This window comes from Halosolutus halophilus (assembly GCF_022869805.1).
Lineage (GTDB): Archaea > Halobacteriota > Halobacteria > Halobacteriales > Natrialbaceae > Halosolutus > Halosolutus halophilus.
Map to the genome: position 1 here is coordinate 1,755,613 of NZ_CP094974.1, position 17,880 is coordinate 1,773,492.

Here is a 17,880-nt window from a genome sequence, read left to right on the forward strand (position 1 = left end):
GCCGCTTCGGTATCTGTTCTCGTCCGTCGCTGCTGACCTGTTCCGGGCGGAACTTCCCCTGAGACGACCGGGGAGATCCGCCGATCGGCGTTCACAGAAGAGTATCGGAAATCGAAACGCGGTGTTCGACCCGACGCAGGCCGACGATTCGACCGAACGGTGCGGCCGGCGACTACTCGCCGTTGGGCGAGTAGTTCGGGGCCTCGTCCGTGATGACGACGTCGTGGGCGTGGCTCTCGGCCTGGCCCGCCGAGGAGACGCGGACGAACTCCGATCGCTCCTTGAAATCTGGGATCGTCGCCGCGCCGACGTACCCCATCCCGGACTGCATGCCGCCGGCGAGCTGGTGGAGTTCGGACTTGAGCGTCCCCTTGTACGGGGTGGCGGCCTCGACGCCTTCGGGGACGTACTCGTCGTCCTCCTCGGGTTCGTCCTTGAGGTAGCGATCGCTGTCGCCGGATTTCATCGCGCCGACCGACCCCATACCGCGGTACTGCTTGTACTTCTTGCCGTTCATCGTGACCACCCGGCCCGGTGCCTCGTCGGTGCCGGCGAAGTAGGAGCCGAGCATGACCGCGTCCGCACCGGCGGCGACCGCCTTGATTGCGTCGCCCGAATAGCGGATGCCGCCGTCGGCGATCACGGGCACGTCGTGTTCGTTCGCGACGTCGGCGACCTGCGCGACGGCCGTAATCTGGGGCATCCCCGCGCCGGAGACGACGCGGGTCGTACAGATCGAACCGGGGCCGATCCCGACCTTGATGCCGTCGGCGAAGTCGACGAGATCCGCGGCCGCTTCGCGGGTGCCGACGTTTCCGACGACGACGTCGGCCTCGACGCTGTCTTTGATCTCGCGAGCCCCGTCGATGACGTTCATGTTGTGGGCGTGTGCGGTGTCAATGAAGAGCACGTCCGCACCGGCCTCGTCGGCTGCGGTCGCCCGATCGTGCTCGAACGGGCTGACGGCGACGCCACAGCGGAGTCGGCCGTCGTCGTCGCGGACGGCCTGCTTGTACTCGCGGCGCTGGAGGATGCCCTGCATCGTCACCAGTCCGACCAGCAGGTTCTCGTCGTCGACGACCGGGACGCGCTCGATCTTGTGCTCGTACATCAGGTCGAACGCGTCGCGCGGGTCGATGTTTTCGGGAGCCGTGATGACCTCGTCGGTCATCGCCGCCGTGACGGGGTCGTCCTCGTTGACCTCGAGGTGTGGCCGGATGTCGGTACTCGAGATGATGCCGAGCACCTCGCCGCGCGTGTTGACGACGGGTGCGCCGCCGACGCCCTCGCGGGCCATCAGTTCGTCGACCTCGCGGACGGACATCTCGGGGTCCGCGGTGACGACGGAGTCGAGCGGGATGATGAGTTCGTCGGCGCTCTTGACGCGCTCGATCTCCTCGACCATCTCGTCGACGTTCATGTTGCGATGGAGCACGCCGAGGCCACCGTGACGGGCCATCGCGATCGCCATCTCGCTCTCGGTGACGGTGTCCATCGCGGCCGAGAGGATCGGGACGGAGACCGCGACGTTCTTCGAGACGTGCGAGGTGAGGTCGGCGTCGTCCGGTTCGACACGGCTCTCCTTGGGCCGGAGGAGGACGTCGTCGAACGTCAGTGCCTCCGGTACCTGGAGTTTCGAGGAATAGGGCTCGTGCTCAGGAACGTCGTTCGCCATGTCAACCGTCCGGACCCGTCGGCAAAAAGCGTTGCGAGATAGCATCGACCGAGAACGGGCGATGGAGCCGTCGACGGCGAATTCGGTGTGGGACCCGCCGCACCCGCTTCGGACGTGCACAGTTCGTCCGATCGACGCGAGTTCGTCCGATCGCGTCCGCAGTCGATCGGGGCCTTCGCCCTCTCCCGATCGCCCGACGGATTGGCGTCCGTCTACTGTGATGGCAGATTCGTTCACTTTCGTCGGAATTTGAACGCCATTGGCGAAACATCGACGAGTTATGCAACGGCGTCCCACACAACGTTTATTGACAGTCCGGTCCACTGTTCGGGTATGCACGCTGTGAGTTGCAGTGATTCCCGGTTCGATGGCCTGACGAGTGTCGACTCTGTCACCGGCATCAATTTCGGGAAATTTACACTGAAACTCACAGCGCGAGGCCACAACTGGACGACGAACTGGCTCTCCGGTACGGAGTCAGTCCGGGACTGTCCACCCTATTACCCACCGGCCTCGGGTCACGGCCATCGACCCTGAGCGATGAGCACGTCTCAACATCCGGTCGCACTCCGTCTCGAGGGCATAGTCGGCGGTAACGCCAGATTACTGGCGCTGGTGATGATGCTGCCGCTGATCGACGGCGTCTTCCCGGCGCTGATCCTCGCCGGCGCAGTGGACGATCCCCTGGGTTCGATCCAGGTCGGCCTGTTGATCTTCGGCGGGAGCGCCACCGTCGCGGTGATCCTCGCCGAGATGACCGGGTCGCCCCGCGAGCAAGCGGCGGTCGTCATGCTCGTCGGCCTCCCGCTGATACTGCTGGCGGCCGTCCAGGCGGCACTCGCGCCGGCGATCGAGAGCGTCATCGACATCGTCATCTTCGAGCGGTTCGCCGCGCTCGTGATCGCCGCGATCGCGGCCAAGACCGCGAGCGCTACGATCGGCGACTACCTGCCTAATCCCGGCGTGATCATCGGACTGGGTCTGGTCGCCAGTATCGACCCGACCGGCGCGTCGTTCGACGTCATGGACGACCCGGCTCTCGTCGCCAACGCGACGCTGGCCGCCGTCGTCGGCGTCGCCTTCGCGCTGACGATCGCGCTGGCCGGTCCGTATCTGCGGGAGTACATGGACATCGATCGGTTCCGCTTCGGCAGTGCGGTGGCGCTGGGCCTGCTCCCGCTGTCGCTGCTCGGCATGGCCTTCGGACAGGCCCCGCTGGCCGCCCTGCTCGTCGCGGCCGTCTTCGCGATCGACATCCAACTCGATCGGGCTGGCGAGCAGGACACGGCCGCGGCCAACCTGGCGGCCGACGGCTCATCGACGGCCGACGCGACCGGGATGCCGATCCAGACGATGGGAACCGCCCCCGCAGTCGGAACCGGTCCGTTGCCGGACGGTGGCTCGGGGAGCAACGATCGGGACGACGGCGAGCGATCGGCCGACGACAGTGTGACGGCGGACGCCGACGAGGAGGAGGACGATGGCGCCTACCCCGGCGACGATTCGACCGACACCGAGGGCAGGGCCCCGTGGTTGTGACGCGAATCGAAACCACTTTACGGCGGATCCACCAAGGAGAATTCGCGGGGTCGTGGCCAAGCCAGGCATGGCGACTGACTCCAGAGGCACCGCGCCCGGGACGACACTCCAGACTGATATACTGATCGGGCACCTGATCAGTGCTCGTGTGATGACCCTCTGGAGTTCCGAGGCGCACCGGAGATATCAGTCGATCGGGGGTTCAAATCCCTCCGACCCCATCCCTCTATCGAATCATTCCAAACCCACAGCGGGGACTGCGGGATTTATGTCGCGTGTCCGACCCCCCCAGCCGATATTTCAGTCGATCAGGTTACGATGTACAGTTCCGTCTAGCAGTTCTGTCGTAGGTAGGGAGATGAAAGTGATACCCCCCTCAATGAATTGATACACCGAATTTAGTGGAGTAAATCGATCCCTCTGTAAAAGATGAAAGAAAAGGGTTAGAAATTCTAGGGCTTGTTGAAACCCTCAAACAATGACGGGTTTTAGCGATCGTGCTGAATACAGCACGCGAATCGGTCACTGGCAGGTTAGCATCTGGCGAGGGATCGGGGTGGTAAATAAAGAAAAACGATATATCGCTCAGGGTGGTCATCGAATTCCATCAGCGTTCTACCGAGTCAGAGGATGAGCTCGCTGCTATTCCGGGCGTTGGAGAGCGTATACGTCGCCACCCAAGGAAGCAACGTAGACAACATGATTGTGAACGACGGGTTCACACATGATTCCGGAGAACGTCATGTCGCTAATCGTTCTTCTCTTAACTGCGTGTCGCCAGTACTCAGCTCCCGTCGCCGCGTCGAGACCAAACGCCTCGGATCTATCTGTGACGATTACCGAATTCCCCGCCACAGTCGGTGGGAACACATAGCTACTTGCATCGACGGACCACTGTCCCTCCCCGTCTGTGGAGAGTCCGTGTATTGAACCTCGATCAGGGACGTAGATCATGTCGCTGGTCACTGCTAGTGACTCTCGTACGTCGTCGCCAATTTCGATGTGCCATAGCTCTTCGCCGTCAGCGGCAGCCAACGCGTACACAGTGCCCTTGCGTGTTCCAATGTATACCGTTTCGCCACTGATCGTTGGAGCCCCCCAGACACGGCCGTCCACGTCGACTCGCCAGCGTTCCTCACCGTCGACTGCGTCGAGCGCGTACACGGTGGGTTCCTTCCCACCGCTAACGTAGGCGATTCCCTGGAACACAGCCGGTGTCGAGGCGTACTCCCCCGCACGAAATCGCCACCGTTCGCTCCCGTCCATCGCATCAAGGGCGATAACATGGCTACGTTTCCGCGATCCACCCACGTACACTGTGTCGTGCGCCAGCGTCGCCGCCGAACTGACGTCGACGTCAGGGATTGCTCGCCAGCGTTCGCTTCCGTCCGCCAGGTCGATAGCCGCGACACCACGGTCGACGTTCTCCCCACCGTTCCACGTCGTAACGTACGCAGTATCACCCGATACCACCGGCGCTGCATCACTGGTCTGGCCCACGTCAGCAGTCCACAGTTCTTTTCCGTCGTCAGTCTTCAGGGCGACAAGCGAACCACGTGCCGTCGTAACGAGCACACGACCGTCAGCCACGGCGATTCCCCCATCAATCGGCGATACGCGTGACCGCCATCGGCGTTCGACCCGTTCGGGAGCGTCAGTACCACTGACACCGGTGTGTTGCGCGTTATATTGGAACTGGACATTCGAAGCCGTGTCTCCAGAATTAGTCTCAGTGCTAGTACCGTCACCGTCGGATTCGGATTGATTGTTTGGCTCCGAGACGGAGCCCCCCTTGAGACAGCCAGCGAGGGCGACGGTAACTGTCGAGCCAACCAGTCGAAGTGCATGGCGTCGAGAGCGAGTAGCGTGAGAGGGCCTGGGCATGCGCCACCTTTTCGTATCGGCCGGTAAATTTTTTCTGCATAGTGACAAAACAATTAGGCTGTATGTCCCTTCTCCCGATACAGAGTGAATCGATACAATCGCACTACGAACGTATCAGTATCTTCGGCCACCTCATTGTGAAACAAAGGGTGGCCGCTTGCTGGATACACCCTCTGTATCTCGCACGATGTATCTGTCAAGTGGTGAGGGTTTCAACAGAGTCAATTCAGAGATTGTCAAGATATTGCTTTCTTGTCACTGCTTTCTCATCCTCCTGACGTGTGTCGTAGTGCTCTTCAAGAACATCTACAGTTACATTCGCCAGTTCACTCAACTTCTCATTCGGCCACTCTTGGTTCAAATGGTACGTGATAGCCGCTCGTCGTAGGGGGTGTGGACTTATTGAGGAAGGGCATTTCGACGAATCTTTCTTTCTCTCAGCAGCGTCACACTCCTCAATGATTCGATTGTGTGGACAACCACCGTGGACTTTGCACGGTCGGGTGATCCCGTACATATTCTTCCGTAATGCGGTGTGGGAGACTCGTTGATTTCGAGTGGTGAACAGCGGTTCCCGCCACTTTCTTCGACGATATTGTGCCGGTGTCCTTCGATGTAGTCATCGAGGACTTCCCGCACTGAGTTGCCGATGTTTATTTTCCGCTGCGCCTCAATGCCATTCTTCAGTGGAGTACCAGTCTCCGGGCGATGCCGGATCTTAATTTGCTTCTGGGTCGAGAGGTAGTCCTCGAAATCGATAGCAACGACTGTTCCCATGCGGAGGCAGGTATGCCATATGAGCTGGAAGATCGCGTGTCGTCGTTGCGCGTACTCGAACTTGTAGAAGTAGTCCAGAATATCCCCCACTCGATCCTGCGACAACGTATCATCACTGACTCGATCGTCCTCATCGAGCTTCGGGAGTTGAACGGGTTCGGCAGTCCCTCGCTCGAGAAGTTCTGCCTGTTCACACCAGCGGAGGAACTCCCGGAGGGTCGAGAGGTTGTTCTTCAGCGTGACCTCCTTAATGCCCTGTCCTCGCCGTCGGAGCTTGTACTGTTTCAGGTGGTAGCCGTGAATCTCTCCAACCTCCTCAATGCCTTGATTCTCGCAGAACCGTAGTAGCTCCTTGAGTGCGTATTTGTAGTTTCGATGGCTGGCTTTGCTGACTTCTCCCTCACGCTCTGCGAGGAAGTCCTCTACTGCTTGCTTCGGTGTTACGTTCGGTGCCACTGGTATTGATGTAAACCGCCGAACGTGAGCCGACCACCGGATCAACCCTCAGGTGATGAAGTCGGGGGAGTTCCCCCGCGCACCACTCGAGTATCAGGGTCGGTTTACCGACGAGAGCGCCATATTCGGGCTGTATGGCGCTTCTCTCGTCGGGTTGGGGTTCAAATCCCTCCGACCCCATATTTCTGCTGCGAACAACGTCGTGAGCAGCGGAAATCGTATGAGGGAGATTTGAACCGCGAGATCTAGCGAGACTGTTCTCGATACGTCCCGAACAGGGTGGTCGGCGGGACGATCGCGGATTCGATTGCCGTCACTTTCAGTCACCGACTGGATACCGAGACGCCGCTCGAGAACGCGGGACAGGGGGATCGGCCGGCGATCGTCAACCGGACGGCCTGCGACGCGCTCGACACCTGGATTGCTCGCGAACGCTTCGATAGCGACAGTTCGAACGGAGGAGCACGCGACGTGATGAAACCGATTACTGTACAGACCCGTCTGCGTGCTCAGATAGTATCACTAACCGAGGTGTCGCCGTCTACGGCACGGAACGAGGCGTCAGTACAGGCACAGACGTTATGTCCACTCACTGGCCGAATGGCTCCGTTCGCCGGGACCCACACCACGGCCGCTTTTCCGCAGCCTTCACAGATGCCGATTTTTCGCTGGTTCTCCGCGTCTGGACTGGCCATTGCAGATACTGTGTACGGGCAGTCCAATAATCGTTTCCATACTCCCATGCCCTCGATAGTAGCGGTGATCGCACCCTCGAACAGCGCCGGGAAATCGCCGGAACGCCGAGCGGTCGGGCCGTCAGCTTCGACGTCGAAAGCGGGTCTGGATCGAAACGAACGACGAGTTACAGCCGTTCGGACCACAGCCTGTGACGGGTTCCGACCACCAGTGTTCGGGAGCGAGGAGAGACGGACTGGTGTGCCCACGGTTCGAAATCCGATACCTACCCTCTTTGGGACAATCCTCTTCCCTTGACAGTCCCGAACGGTAATATGGTCCCCCCTGACCACAACTGTCCGCGAAACGGCGGTCGCGAGGAGATTCGGGTCGTACGGGGCGAATCAGAATCCGTGATACAGACGATCGTACGGGGGCTGGCTGGTATCAAAGGCGTCCCCGTCAGCGAACTCGATCCGCTGTACGATCGGGTGGAGACGGAAGCGATGGCCGCCCTGCTCAGTCACGCGAGACGCGCCGACGGCGCCGTCGGCATCGAGTTCACGATCGACGGATACACGGTCAGCCTCTCGAACGACGGCAAGGTGTGTATCCACGACGGTACGCCTGTGGTCGCACCGAGTCGGTGACGCTCGGACCGTGACTGACCTGGTGATACTCGGGCCGTGAACGTGATCCGTGTGTTCGTCCGTCGTGAGCGCGTCTGCCGCGGTGACGTCCGCCGATCGAGAGCATTGACGGCTCCGGTTCCGTGGTTATCGCCGCTCTCGTACCAGTGGGTCGCGCGAAATCGATCCGCCGCTCTCACCGCCCGTTTCTCCACGACCGTGCCGAAGAGGAACGGTTGCGTCGATCGGGACTGGCGCCCGGTAATCGAAGCTGTCGACCATCGTGTCCGCGCCGTGCCGTACCGAACAATCGGCGAGAGACCGACGTTTGCGGTACCGCTGCCGGCAGCAAACGGCTGAACGAACTCGCGGTGTCGACCTCGATACCGGCGTCACAGTCGCGACGTGATCCCGTCGAACGGGGTTGAGCGCGCGTTCGCTTCCGTTCGAGCGATAGATCGTGCGAGCCGTCGGAGCGAGAACGGGAAGCCGACGTATCGAGTATCGACGCCCCGGCACGAGAGGGTCAGTTCCGGCACGATTACGAGAACGACGGTTCCAGCAAGTCGTCCGGCGGCCAGCCTGCTAACTCGTCAGCGGCCTCGAACAGTTCCGCGATGTTCTCTCCACCGGCGAGCGCCATCTCTCGTTCGTCCCAGTCTACGGTGACGAGATCGCTGTCGATCAAGTAGGGGATGTGCGTGTGGACCAACCGAATATGGGCGCGCTCGACCCTGTCGTCGCTAATCGTTTCGGGGGAGATTCGATGCCTCCGGGCGGCCACCAGTCGTGCGGCCGCCGCGATAGCGATCTCGCCCTCGTTCTCGACGAGTTCGTGTAGCAGAAGCTGACGGTCGGCGCTGGCGAGAACTCGAAATGCCTCCGTCTGGTCCATCTCAGTGGTACCCGAACCAAAGTCGCCGACGCTGAAAGTGACCCCACCTAAAGCAATTGGTGGCTGTACCCGGATCGCGATCCTCTCCGCGAGGTCGTCGGCGACGGCGTTCTCGGCTGCTGTCACGGGTCGGGCGGTGAGATATCACTCGAGGTCATCGGCACGGGATCGATTACGGACGACTGTAACCGGCACCTCACCGGCCGCGTCCCGGAACGGGCGTTCTCGGCGCGAGTACGTGCCTGGAACGGGATCGAAACCCCTCCATCGTACCGTTCGACCGGCGAGAGATTTATCCCCCTCACGAGCGACCAACGGACATGAACACACGAGCGGACGCCTCGGAGGGTGCCTTCTGGGGAGAGGTCGAGGACGACGTCGCGCTCCAGCGGTACCGGACGCTCGTCAATACGATCGACGACGGCATCTACCAGCTCGACGCGAGCGGTCACTTCGTCGCGGTCAACGAAACGATCGTCGAAATCACCGGTTACACGCGCGACGAACTCCTCGGCGAACACGTTTCGCTGTTGGTCGACGAGGACGATATCGCCCGCATCGTCGATCGAATTCCGACCACCTCCGGCTCCGGAACGCCCGACATCGAGACCGTCGAACTGACGGTCGAGACTGCCGACGGGGACCGGGTACCGTGTGAACTGCGGATCAACCTGCTCGTCGAGGACGGGACGTTCCAGGGCACGATCGGTGTCGCACGAGACGTCTCCGAGAAACGACGGCGCCAGGAATCACTCGCGTCCGCACAGGCGTCGTACGAGTCGATCACCGACGTGCTCAACGAGGCGAACATCGGGGCCCTCGTGCTCGACGACGACTTTCAGGTCGCCTGGATCGACGAGACGATCGAGGAGTATCTCGACCTCGATCGGGACGCCCTCGTCGGACGCGACAAACGACAGGTCGTCGACGAGGCGATGAAACACAGGTTCGCGGACCCGGAGCGGTTCGCGGAGACCGTTCTGGCCACCTACGACGACAACAGCTACACCGAGCGATTCGAGTGTCGCGTGACGGCGGGCGACGGTCGCGACGGCCGGTGGCTCGAACACTACAGCAGACCGATCGAATCGGGGCAGTACGCCGGCGGTCGAATCGAACTCTACTACGACGTTACGGACCGGAAACAGTCGGAAGGGGCCCTCCAGAAAACCGCGGCGGAGTTTCACTCGCTGGTCGACGCCGTCGAGGAGTACGCGATCTTCCGTCTGGACCGGAGCGGTCACGTCATCAGCTGGAACGAGGGGGCAGCGCAGATCAAGGGCTACGACCGCGAGGATATCCTCGGCGAGCACTTCTCGACGTTCTACACCGACGAGGATCGGGCGGCGAACGTTCCCGAGCGGAACCTCCAGCAGGCGACGGAAACCGGATCGGTCGAAGACGAAGGGTGGCGCGTCCGGAAGGACGGCAGCCAGTTCTGGGCGAACGTGACGATCACAGCGATTCGAGACGCCGACGGCGCCCACCAGGGCTACCTGAAAGTGACCCGTGATGTGACCGATCGGTACGAGCGCGAACGGGAACTCGAAAGCGAACTCCAGCGCATCCTCGGCAGGATCTCCGACGCGTTCTACGCGGTCGATGAGGACTTCCGGTTCACGCACGTCAACGAGCGCGCCGAGGAACTCCTTCAGCAGTCCGAGGAAGACCTCCTCGGAGAGAGCCTCTGGACCGTGTTCCCCTCCGCCGCCGAGGTCGACGAGGTCAGGGACGCCTTCCAGACGGCGTTAGAATCCCAGGAGGCGACCAGCTACGAACTCTACTACGACACGCTCGATTTCTGGGTCGAGGCGAACCTCTACCCCTCCGAGACCGGCATCTCGGTCTACTTCCGCGACGTCACCGATCGGAAGGAGCGCGAACAGGAACTCCAGCGGACGGAGCGTCGGTTCGAGGCGATTTTCAACGATCCGAACATCCTCGTCGGGTTGCTCGATCCCGATGGGACGGTACTCGACATCAACGGGACGGCGATGGAGTACGTCGACGCCGACCTCGAGGAAGTGACGGGTGAGCCGTTCTGGGAGACGCCGTGGTGGGGCGGCGGGGACGGCGTACAGGACGACGTCAAGCGATGGACCGAGCGAGCAGCGACCGGCGAGTACGTGGAGTTCGAGGCCGACCTCACGCAGCCGAACGGTCAGCAGTACACGCTCGACGGCGTCTTCAGGCCCGTCACGAACGACGAGGGCGACGTCGTGTCGCTCGTCGTCTCCGATCGCGACGTCACCGATCGCAAGCGGCGTGAGCGGCAACTCCGGAAGTCCGAACAACGGCATCGAACGCTCGCCGAGAACTTCCCGAACGGGATCGTCACCATGTTCGACGACGAGTTCCGGTACACGCTCGCTGCGGGGAGAGGGTTTGACGACCTCCCGATGTCTCCGTCCGACGTCGAAGGGAAGCCGGTTCAGGACGTGTGGCCCGACCACGTCTCGAACGTGCTCGAGTCCACGTTCCGGGCTGCACTGGACGGCGAGAGGGAGGCGATCGATCTCCAGTACGCCGGCCGGGAGTGGGTCGTCCGTGTGGTGCCGCTCACCGACGACGACGGCGACGTGTTCGGGGGGTTGACGATCGCACAGGACATCACGGAGCGCAAGGCGCGCGAACGCGCGCTCGAAGAGAGCGAGCGCCGCTACCGCACGCTCGCGGAGAACTTCCCGAACGGCGCGGTCGGGATGTACGACCCGAATCTCCAGTACACGCTCACCAAAGGGGCGGTCCTCGGCGATCGGTTGCCCAGCGCGGATCGACTCGAAGGGAGCCGGTTGCCGGAAATCTTCCCCGAAGAGACGGTTTCGGATCTCGAACCGGTGTTCCGGGCCGCGATCGAGGACGGCGACACTGACCGAGTGACGACGGAATTCGGCGGTCGCACCTGGCGGGTGTGGGCCGCGCCGCTTCGCGACGCCGACGGCGAGATCTTCGCCGGATTGAGCTTCGCCCAGGATATTACCGACGAAGCCGAGCGCAAGCGCAAACTCGAGGAGGTGATCGAGAAGCTGGAGGCGTCGAACGAGCGCCTCGAACAGTTCGCCTACGCCGCCTCCCACGATCTGCAGGAACCGCTGCGGATGGTCTCGAGTTACCTCCAGCTCATCGAGGCGCGTTACGCCGACGAACTCGACGAGGACGGCGAGGAGTTCCTCGCGTACGCCATCAGCGGGGCCGATCGGATGCGCGAGATGATCGACGGCCTGCTCGAGTACTCCCGTATCGAAACGTGCGGTGATCCGTTCGAGCCGATCGACCTGAACGACCTGTTCGCGGACGTGTGCTCGGATCTGCAGATGCAGATCGACGAGAGCGACGCCGAGATAACGTCGACGGACCTGCCACGCATCGACGGTGACGCCAGCCAGTTGCGGCAGGTGTTCCAGAACCTGCTCTCGAACGCGATCGAGTACGCGGGCGACGAGCCGCCGCGGATTCACGTCGGGGCAGAGCGAGACGGACAGCGGTGGGTGATCTCCGTTCGCGACGAGGGGATCGGGATCGATTCCGACGCCGAAGACCGCATCTTCGAGGTGTTCGAGCGACTCCACAGTCAGGCGGAACACCAGGGGACCGGCATCGGGCTTGCGCTCTGCGAACGGATCGTCGAACGCCACGGCGGCGAGATCTGGGTCGACTCCGAGCTTGGCGACGGGTCGACGTTCTCGTTTACGCTCCCTGCGGTGGACCCATGACGGCGGTACTGCCACGTGACAGCACGCAGTCATCGGCGTGACAGCGCGCAGTCATCGGCGTGACAGCGCGCAGTCGTCGGTCGGAGGGGGATCGACGGCGAACGCCGGCGGAGATGACGAGAATCCTGAACACGTTTTACGGCGCTGGACCACGTACGGTCGTGTATGAGCGAGCGAGCGATGGACTCGTCATCGTCAGTTCCGGTCGCGCGAACTGCCGGGCTCGTGGCCGTCCTCGGTACCTGGATCTTCTGGTCCGGCGTCTTCCTGACCGGGTTCGGGTGGATCATCACGCTAAACGTCCTCGTCGGGGCGACGATCGCAGCTATCGGTGCGTACACTGCGGGATGGCCCTCGGGCGGACCGCTTCCCGGCCCCGCTCTCCTTTTCCCGGTAGTGACCCTCCTGCTCGGTCTCGTGGTGATCGCCCTGCCGTTCCTCCTGAACGTAACCGACGGGCGAATGGTCTGGAGTAACGTGATCGCCGGGGCCCTCGTCGTGGTCCTGTCCGGAGCCAGCGTCTACGGAAGCTGGCAGCTGTCGGGGACGGCGACGCGTGCCTGAGCCTGCCACCGCGACGGTTGGGATGCGATCGAGACCGTCGAGCAACCCGCGATCGGGTCGAAACGTTGTGGATCCCCGGACCGGCTACTCGGAGATATCTTCTTCCAGCACGTTCGTTTCCGCAACGACGAACCGCGCCAGTATGCGTTTGGTGTGGCTCTCGAGCAGGTGGTCCTCGAGACACTGTCCGGGACCGATCCCGTCGTGACACACCGGGCACTCGAGTGGTGGTCGCGTCGCCATACAGGGGACAGGATCCTGAAACCCAAAAGAACACGGCCGGCCTGTGCCCCTGAAAGCGTCGTTCTCGATCGTGAACGCCGACTGCGTCCGATCACGAACGGTCGTCGTCCGACGTGTCCGCGTCCGCGAGGTCGACCTCCGTGGTATCGTCGAGATCAGTAAACGAGGTGCTCCCACACGAACATCCGTCTCGACTGCCGATCGGTCGGAGGTCCCCTTCGCCGAGTTCGATCGCAGCGTAGATCGAGCCACACCGTGTGCAGGCGGCGATTGTGCGTGCCTGTGTGTCGTCGCTGTCGTCCATCGGTCGTCGCTCGCCAGTAGAGCGGCAAAAAGTACGTGTGAGGACTCGAGTAACAACACGGTACCCGAACCGATCGACCAGGCAACGCGCCGGACTCGTTCCGAAACGAAGACGGGCGAGTGGGCCGACTGATCACTCGCACTGAACGTAACGAGATCCGGACAGTCACGGCGACTGGATGGCGGGAAAGGCTACCGGAAACACAATCCGTCTATACGTCTTCGTGGTGGATCCCACTGATGACAACAGTCGTCGAACTCGAAGTCCCGGCCGAGCGACTCGGGCTAGCCCGGACGTTCGATCGAGTTCCGACGCTCGAGTTCGAGATCGGTGGACTGATCGGAGATTCACCGCCGCTGGTGTGGGTCTCGGGTGCCGATCGATCGGCCGTCGATCGGGCACTCGAGACGGACCCGTCAGTCGAGGTGATCGCAGCCCTCACCGAGGACGCTGCCGCCCCCAACGACTGTTGGCTGTTCCGGCTCGAATTCGGCGACGAGGTGAAACTGTTCCAGCAGATCATCGCCGAGAACGACGGGGCGATTCTAGCAGCACACGGCCAGGAGGGGTGGTGGTCGGTGAAACTGCTCTTCCACGATCACGAGGCGGTGTCCGCGTGTCACGACCTGTTCGACCAGTACGAGTACCGGGTGGAAGTGACGCGCGTGACCGGGACGAGCGACGTCGCGAACGCGGAGACGCCGCTGACGAAAACCCAGTACGAGACGGTCTACAAGGCGTACGAACTCGGCTACTTCGACGTGCCGCGAGGGGTCACGCTCGAGGAACTGGCGTCCGAACTGGGCATCTCCCACCAGGCGCTGTCCGAGCGACTCCGCCGTAGCCACGCGGCACTGGTCAGCGCGGAACTGTCCGGCGGTATGACGCCGGTCGAACTCGACCCCTGATCGGTTCGGGACCCGATCGAACCGGACGGCCGTCGAACGATCGCCTGGCGCGACGACGTTCCGGTAACTCGTGACTGCGTAGCCGCTCCCGGTCTCGTTCGTCTCGACGTCGCGCCCGGGACGAACGGCGAGCGAACGCGGCAAAATCCCGGTGACCGTCAATCGGCGCGGGACGCGTGACTCGCCGCGTTCGGCTCGGATTCGTGGGCCGACTCGCTCTCGAGGACGCGATGGGCGTGGAAGACGACGGCGAAGTCCTGCGGACTCGGGATCGCACAGGCGAGCCACCCGATCGCCCCCGCAGCGACGATCGGCGTCTCGGTCGTGAGGTAGCCGCCGAATCCGAGTCCGAGAACGGGGACGGCGAGGAGAAACGGCGCGAGAGCTGCGAACCGGAAGGGCCAGGCCGGTTCGGAGCCCGCCGGTCGTGGGTGGACGACCGCCCACGGACAACTCGCGAGGAGGCCGACGACGCCGTTCACCCGTCCGGGGACGTAGGTGATGTCGTAGTCGACGCCCGTCAGCCTGAGGACGAGCGCGTGTGACCACTCGTGGGCGACCAGTCCGGCGACGACGCCGGCGGCGAGCACACAGCCTGCAACTGCCACATCCGTTCCGATCATGTCTCGCGTGAGACCCACACGGTGGGGGCGTGATCGTCGACGATGCGACGGTGTCGTGTGCGATCCCACGCAACCGAGTCGTGTGACTCCCGTCGGTAATCCGCCCGGGTGTACGGATCCGTGTTTTAAGTTCCGCGAGCGCCCGATCGGCCAAGCGATTAAGTACTGTGGGCCGGTATGGCATGCCATGGAATTCAGCGAATCGCTCGAGTTCGGCCACGCGGACCGCAAGAAAATCTACGAGCACGTCGAACGCCACGGGGCGGTCGATCCCGACGCGGTACAGGGCCACCTCGGGATCGATCCCAGCGGATTCCGCCACCACGTGGCGATCCTCAAGCGCGACGGCCGTCTCGACGAGGTCGACGGCAAACTGCGCGTGACGATCGACGCGGGGGCCGAGGAGGAGTACGTCTCCGCGGACCTCGAGTTTCACATCCGACCGGCCAGACAGGAGGACCTTTCGGGAATCGTCGGCGCGATCCGACAGGTTGCCGAGGAGCGGACCTACATCGAGGCCGAGAGCGTCGCAGACGAGATCGACCACGAGGAAACCCTGCTCCGACACAACGAACTCGAGTCGCGGATGTTCTTCGTGGCCACCGTCGACGACGAGGTCGTCGGCTGGGTCCACCTCCACGCGCCGGAACTCGAGAAACTCTCCCACACCGCCGAACTCACCGTCGGCGTGCTCGAGGGGTATCGCGGTCACGGCATCGGATCGCACCTCCTCGCGCGGGGGCTGGAGTGGGCCGGTTCGAACGACTTCGAAAAAGTGTACCAGAGCGTCCCCTCGACCAACGAGGAGGCGATCGAGTTCCTCGAGGAGAACGACTGGAAGACCGAGGCCGTCCGCGAGGACCACTACAAACTCGGCGGCCGCTACGTCGACGAAGTGATGATGGCAGTCGAACTGTGAGTCACCGCGACCGAACGGCCGTCCCGTTCGGTGTGTGTATCGATCGCCGATCTGCAACGTTGGGTCTGTGAGGGCCGTCTCGGAAGCCGAACGACCGCGTCGGCGGCCCGACGCGGTCACTCGACGCATCCGGACTCGTCGACACGATCGAGTAGGGCCGGACGCGGACGCGATCCGCGATCCGGAGCACGCGATCGTCGAGGAAGGCGCTGACGCCAGCAACGTAGTTACGTCGGACTCCCCTCGGCGTCGGCGATCTCGAAAAGATTCTCGTAGCCTTCGCCGTCCGGTGGCTGGTCTTCGACGTCCTGTAGCGCTCCTTCGGTGACGGCCTCGTCGACGACGTCCACGACCACCTGTGCGTGGAACGCCGCGTCTGCCGGTTCGACCTCGCCGATATCCTCGCGCTCGACGACCCGATCGACGAACTCGTCGAATGCGAACCGTTCGACGTCGTCGACCTCCTCGCGGAACCGACCGAGTTTCTCGGGGAGCTTGGCCCCCAGGTTCTCCGCCAGCCCCGGATCGATGCGCTCGGAGAGCGTCGTCAGAGTGACTCGGGAGGTGCCCAGGGCGGCCTCTCGCGAGTCGAGCTGTGCGCGGTGTTGCACCTCGCCGATGAAGCCGTCGTATTTCATACTTGGTCCTTTTTTGCCGCCCCGATGAGACAGTACCCTTTAACTGAAAGGGTCTCCGCGATCCCATCGGCGTCCCGGAATCGCGGCCGCTGCGCTCGCAAACGGGGCTCGAACCGAAAGACAATTCCACCGGACGTGGCTACGGGAGGACATGCTTTCGATCGCGCTTGCCGGGAAGCCAAACGCCGGCAAGTCCACGTTCTACACGGCGGCGACGATGGCGGAGGTCGACGTCGCCAACTATCCGTTCACGACGATCGACGCCAACCGTGGGGTGAGCTACGTCCGGACGGAGTGTCCCTGTCTCGACCGTGACGAGCGGTGCAACGCCGACAACTGCGAGGACGGGAAACGATACGTCCCGATCGAACTCCTCGACGTGGCGGGACTGGTGCCGGGTGCTCACGAGGGGAAAGGGCTCGGGAACCAGTTTCTCGACGAACTCACGAACGCGGACGTGATCATCAACGTGATCGACGCCTCCGGCGGGACCAACGAGAAGGGTGAACCGGTCGATATCGGCGAACACGACCCCCTCGAGGACATCGACTTCGTCGAGGAGGAGATGGACCTCTGGCTGGCCGGCATCGTCGAGCGCAACTGGGAGTCCGTCGAGCGCAAGTCCCGATCGCCCGACTTCGACGTCGACGACGCGCTCGCTGACATGCTCTCGGGCTTTGGCGCCTCCCCGAAACAGATCGCAACCGTCCTCCGCGACCTCGACTACCCCGAGGACCCCATCCAGTGGGAGGACGAACACCGCGAGGCGCTCGCGCGCGACGTTCGCCAGCGGACGAAGCCGATCGTCGTCGCGGCGAACAAGATCGACGTCGCGCCCGAGGAGAACGTCGAGAAACTGCTCGCCCTCGACAAACCCGTGATTCCCACCACCGCCGAGGGCGAACTCGCGCTTCGCCGCGCGGCCGAGAAGGGACTGGTCGAATACGATCCCGGCGACGAGACGATCGAAATCGGCGACGACGTCAGCGACGCTCAGCGCGAGGCGCTCGAGGGACTGGCCGACACGATGGCTGAATACGACGGGACCGGGGTCCAGTCGGCGCTGGATCACGCGGTCTACGACCTGCTCGATCACCTCACGGCCTATCCCGTCGAGGACGCCTCGAAGTGGTCCGACGGTAGCGGCAATATCCTGCCGGACGCCTTCCTGCTCCCTCGCGGCTCGACGCCCGTCGACCTCGCCTACGCGGTCCACTCGGACATCGGCGACGGCTACCTCCACGCGGTCGACGCCCGATCGAAACGGGAGGTCGGCGAGGACTACGAACTCGAGGAGGGCGACGTAATCAAGATCGTGAGCACCAACTGACGGCCGCACGGTTTACGATCGACTCCGCTGTTCCGTCCGATTTCTACCCGGACACGGCGAACAGTATCGGCGAAGACGTTTCGGACGAGCTGCGCCAGTTCTATTACA

At 62.9% G+C, this 17,880-nt stretch carries 15 protein-coding genes and 1 tRNA gene; 8 read left to right on the top strand and 8 right to left on the bottom strand.

Annotated features, from left to right (window positions below):
• Positions 1-172: 172 nt before the first annotated feature.
• Positions 173-1,675 carry an IMP dehydrogenase gene (gene guaB, locus MUG98_RS08625; protein ID WP_265111726.1) on the bottom strand — a complete coding sequence of 501 codons (1,503 nt, stop codon included), beginning with the start codon at positions 1,673-1,675 and terminating at the stop codon, positions 173-175.
• 540 nt (positions 1,676-2,215) lie between these two features.
• Between guaB and MUG98_RS08630 the strand changes: the two genes are divergently transcribed.
• Both MUG98_RS08630 and MUG98_RS08635 read left to right on the top strand, forming a co-directional pair.
• Positions 2,216-3,214: a DUF5794 domain-containing protein gene (locus MUG98_RS08630; protein ID WP_265111727.1), complete on the top strand. Its 999-nt coding sequence runs from the start codon at positions 2,216-2,218 to the stop codon at positions 3,212-3,214.
• 46 nt (positions 3,215-3,260) lie between these two features.
• A tRNA-Trp gene (locus MUG98_RS08635) sits at positions 3,261-3,435 on the top strand.
• Between the two features lie 421 nt (positions 3,436-3,856).
• Here MUG98_RS08635 and MUG98_RS08640 read toward each other — a convergent pair.
• Positions 3,857-4,804 carry an outer membrane protein assembly factor BamB family protein gene (locus MUG98_RS08640; protein WP_265111728.1) on the bottom strand — a complete coding sequence of 316 codons (948 nt, stop codon included), beginning with the start codon at positions 4,802-4,804 and terminating at the stop codon, positions 3,857-3,859.
• 693 nt (positions 4,805-5,497) lie between these two features.
• Positions 5,498-6,331: a tyrosine-type recombinase/integrase gene (locus MUG98_RS08645; protein WP_265111729.1), complete on the bottom strand. Its 834-nt coding sequence runs from the start codon at positions 6,329-6,331 to the stop codon at positions 5,498-5,500.
• Positions 6,332-7,341: 1,010 nt separating this feature from the next.
• On the opposite strand from MUG98_RS08645, the gene MUG98_RS08650 reads away from it, so the two are divergent.
• Positions 7,342-7,656, top strand: a complete 315-nt coding sequence (locus tag MUG98_RS08650) for a HalOD1 output domain-containing protein (RefSeq protein ID WP_265111730.1) — start codon at positions 7,342-7,344, stop codon at positions 7,654-7,656.
• 520 nt (positions 7,657-8,176) lie between these two features.
• Here the strand turns inward: MUG98_RS08650 and MUG98_RS08655 are convergent.
• Positions 8,177-8,530 (bottom strand): DUF7344 domain-containing protein, encoded by a 354-nt coding sequence (locus tag MUG98_RS08655; protein WP_265111731.1) that lies wholly within the window; start codon positions 8,528-8,530, stop codon positions 8,177-8,179.
• Positions 8,531-8,850: 320 nt separating this feature from the next.
• On the opposite strand from MUG98_RS08655, the gene MUG98_RS08660 reads away from it, so the two are divergent.
• Together MUG98_RS08660 and MUG98_RS08665 are read left to right on the top strand one after the other, a co-directional pair.
• Positions 8,851-12,243, top strand: coding sequence for a PAS domain-containing sensor histidine kinase (locus MUG98_RS08660; RefSeq protein WP_265111732.1), 3,393 nt, complete (start codon positions 8,851-8,853; stop codon positions 12,241-12,243).
• A gap of 165 nt (positions 12,244-12,408) precedes the next feature.
• Positions 12,409-12,807 (top strand): SPW repeat domain-containing protein, encoded by a 399-nt coding sequence (locus MUG98_RS08665; RefSeq protein ID WP_265111733.1) that lies wholly within the window; start codon positions 12,409-12,411, stop codon positions 12,805-12,807.
• Positions 12,808-12,891: 84 nt separating this feature from the next.
• Here the strand turns inward: MUG98_RS08665 and MUG98_RS08670 are convergent, their stop codons facing one another.
• Both MUG98_RS08670 and MUG98_RS08675 read right to left on the bottom strand, forming a co-directional pair.
• Positions 12,892-13,050: a hypothetical protein gene (locus tag MUG98_RS08670; RefSeq protein ID WP_265111734.1), complete on the bottom strand. Its 159-nt coding sequence runs from the start codon at positions 13,048-13,050 to the stop codon at positions 12,892-12,894.
• 91 nt (positions 13,051-13,141) lie between these two features.
• Entirely contained in the window at positions 13,142-13,354 is a 213-nt protein-coding gene (locus MUG98_RS08675) for a hypothetical protein (RefSeq protein ID WP_265111735.1), read from the bottom strand.
• Between the two features lie 239 nt (positions 13,355-13,593).
• Between MUG98_RS08675 and MUG98_RS08680 the strand changes: the two genes are divergently transcribed.
• A complete protein-coding gene (locus tag MUG98_RS08680) occupies positions 13,594-14,262 on the top strand; it encodes a helix-turn-helix domain-containing protein (protein ID WP_265111736.1) in 669 nt (222 codons plus the stop codon).
• Between the two features lie 158 nt (positions 14,263-14,420).
• On the opposite strand, the gene MUG98_RS08685 is transcribed toward MUG98_RS08680, so the two are convergent.
• Positions 14,421-14,885: a hypothetical protein gene (locus MUG98_RS08685; protein ID WP_265111737.1), complete on the bottom strand. Its 465-nt coding sequence runs from the start codon at positions 14,883-14,885 to the stop codon at positions 14,421-14,423.
• A 187-nt stretch (positions 14,886-15,072) separates the two neighbouring features.
• Between MUG98_RS08685 and MUG98_RS08690 the strand changes: the two genes are divergently transcribed.
• The gene (locus tag MUG98_RS08690) at positions 15,073-15,804 is read left to right on the top strand and encodes a GNAT family N-acetyltransferase (protein WP_265111738.1); all 732 of its coding nucleotides are present in this window, start codon (positions 15,073-15,075) and stop codon (positions 15,802-15,804) included.
• 227 nt (positions 15,805-16,031) lie between these two features.
• Here MUG98_RS08690 and MUG98_RS08695 read toward each other — a convergent pair whose 3' ends face one another.
• A complete protein-coding gene (locus MUG98_RS08695) occupies positions 16,032-16,442 on the bottom strand; it encodes a DUF2267 domain-containing protein (protein WP_265111739.1) in 411 nt (136 codons plus the stop codon).
• Between the two features lie 151 nt (positions 16,443-16,593).
• On the opposite strand from MUG98_RS08695, the gene MUG98_RS08700 reads away from it, so the two are divergent.
• Complete coding sequence (locus tag MUG98_RS08700; protein ID WP_265111740.1) at positions 16,594-17,772, top strand: redox-regulated ATPase YchF; 1,179 nt, start codon at positions 16,594-16,596, stop codon at positions 17,770-17,772.
• Positions 17,773-17,880: the final 108 nt, after the last annotated feature.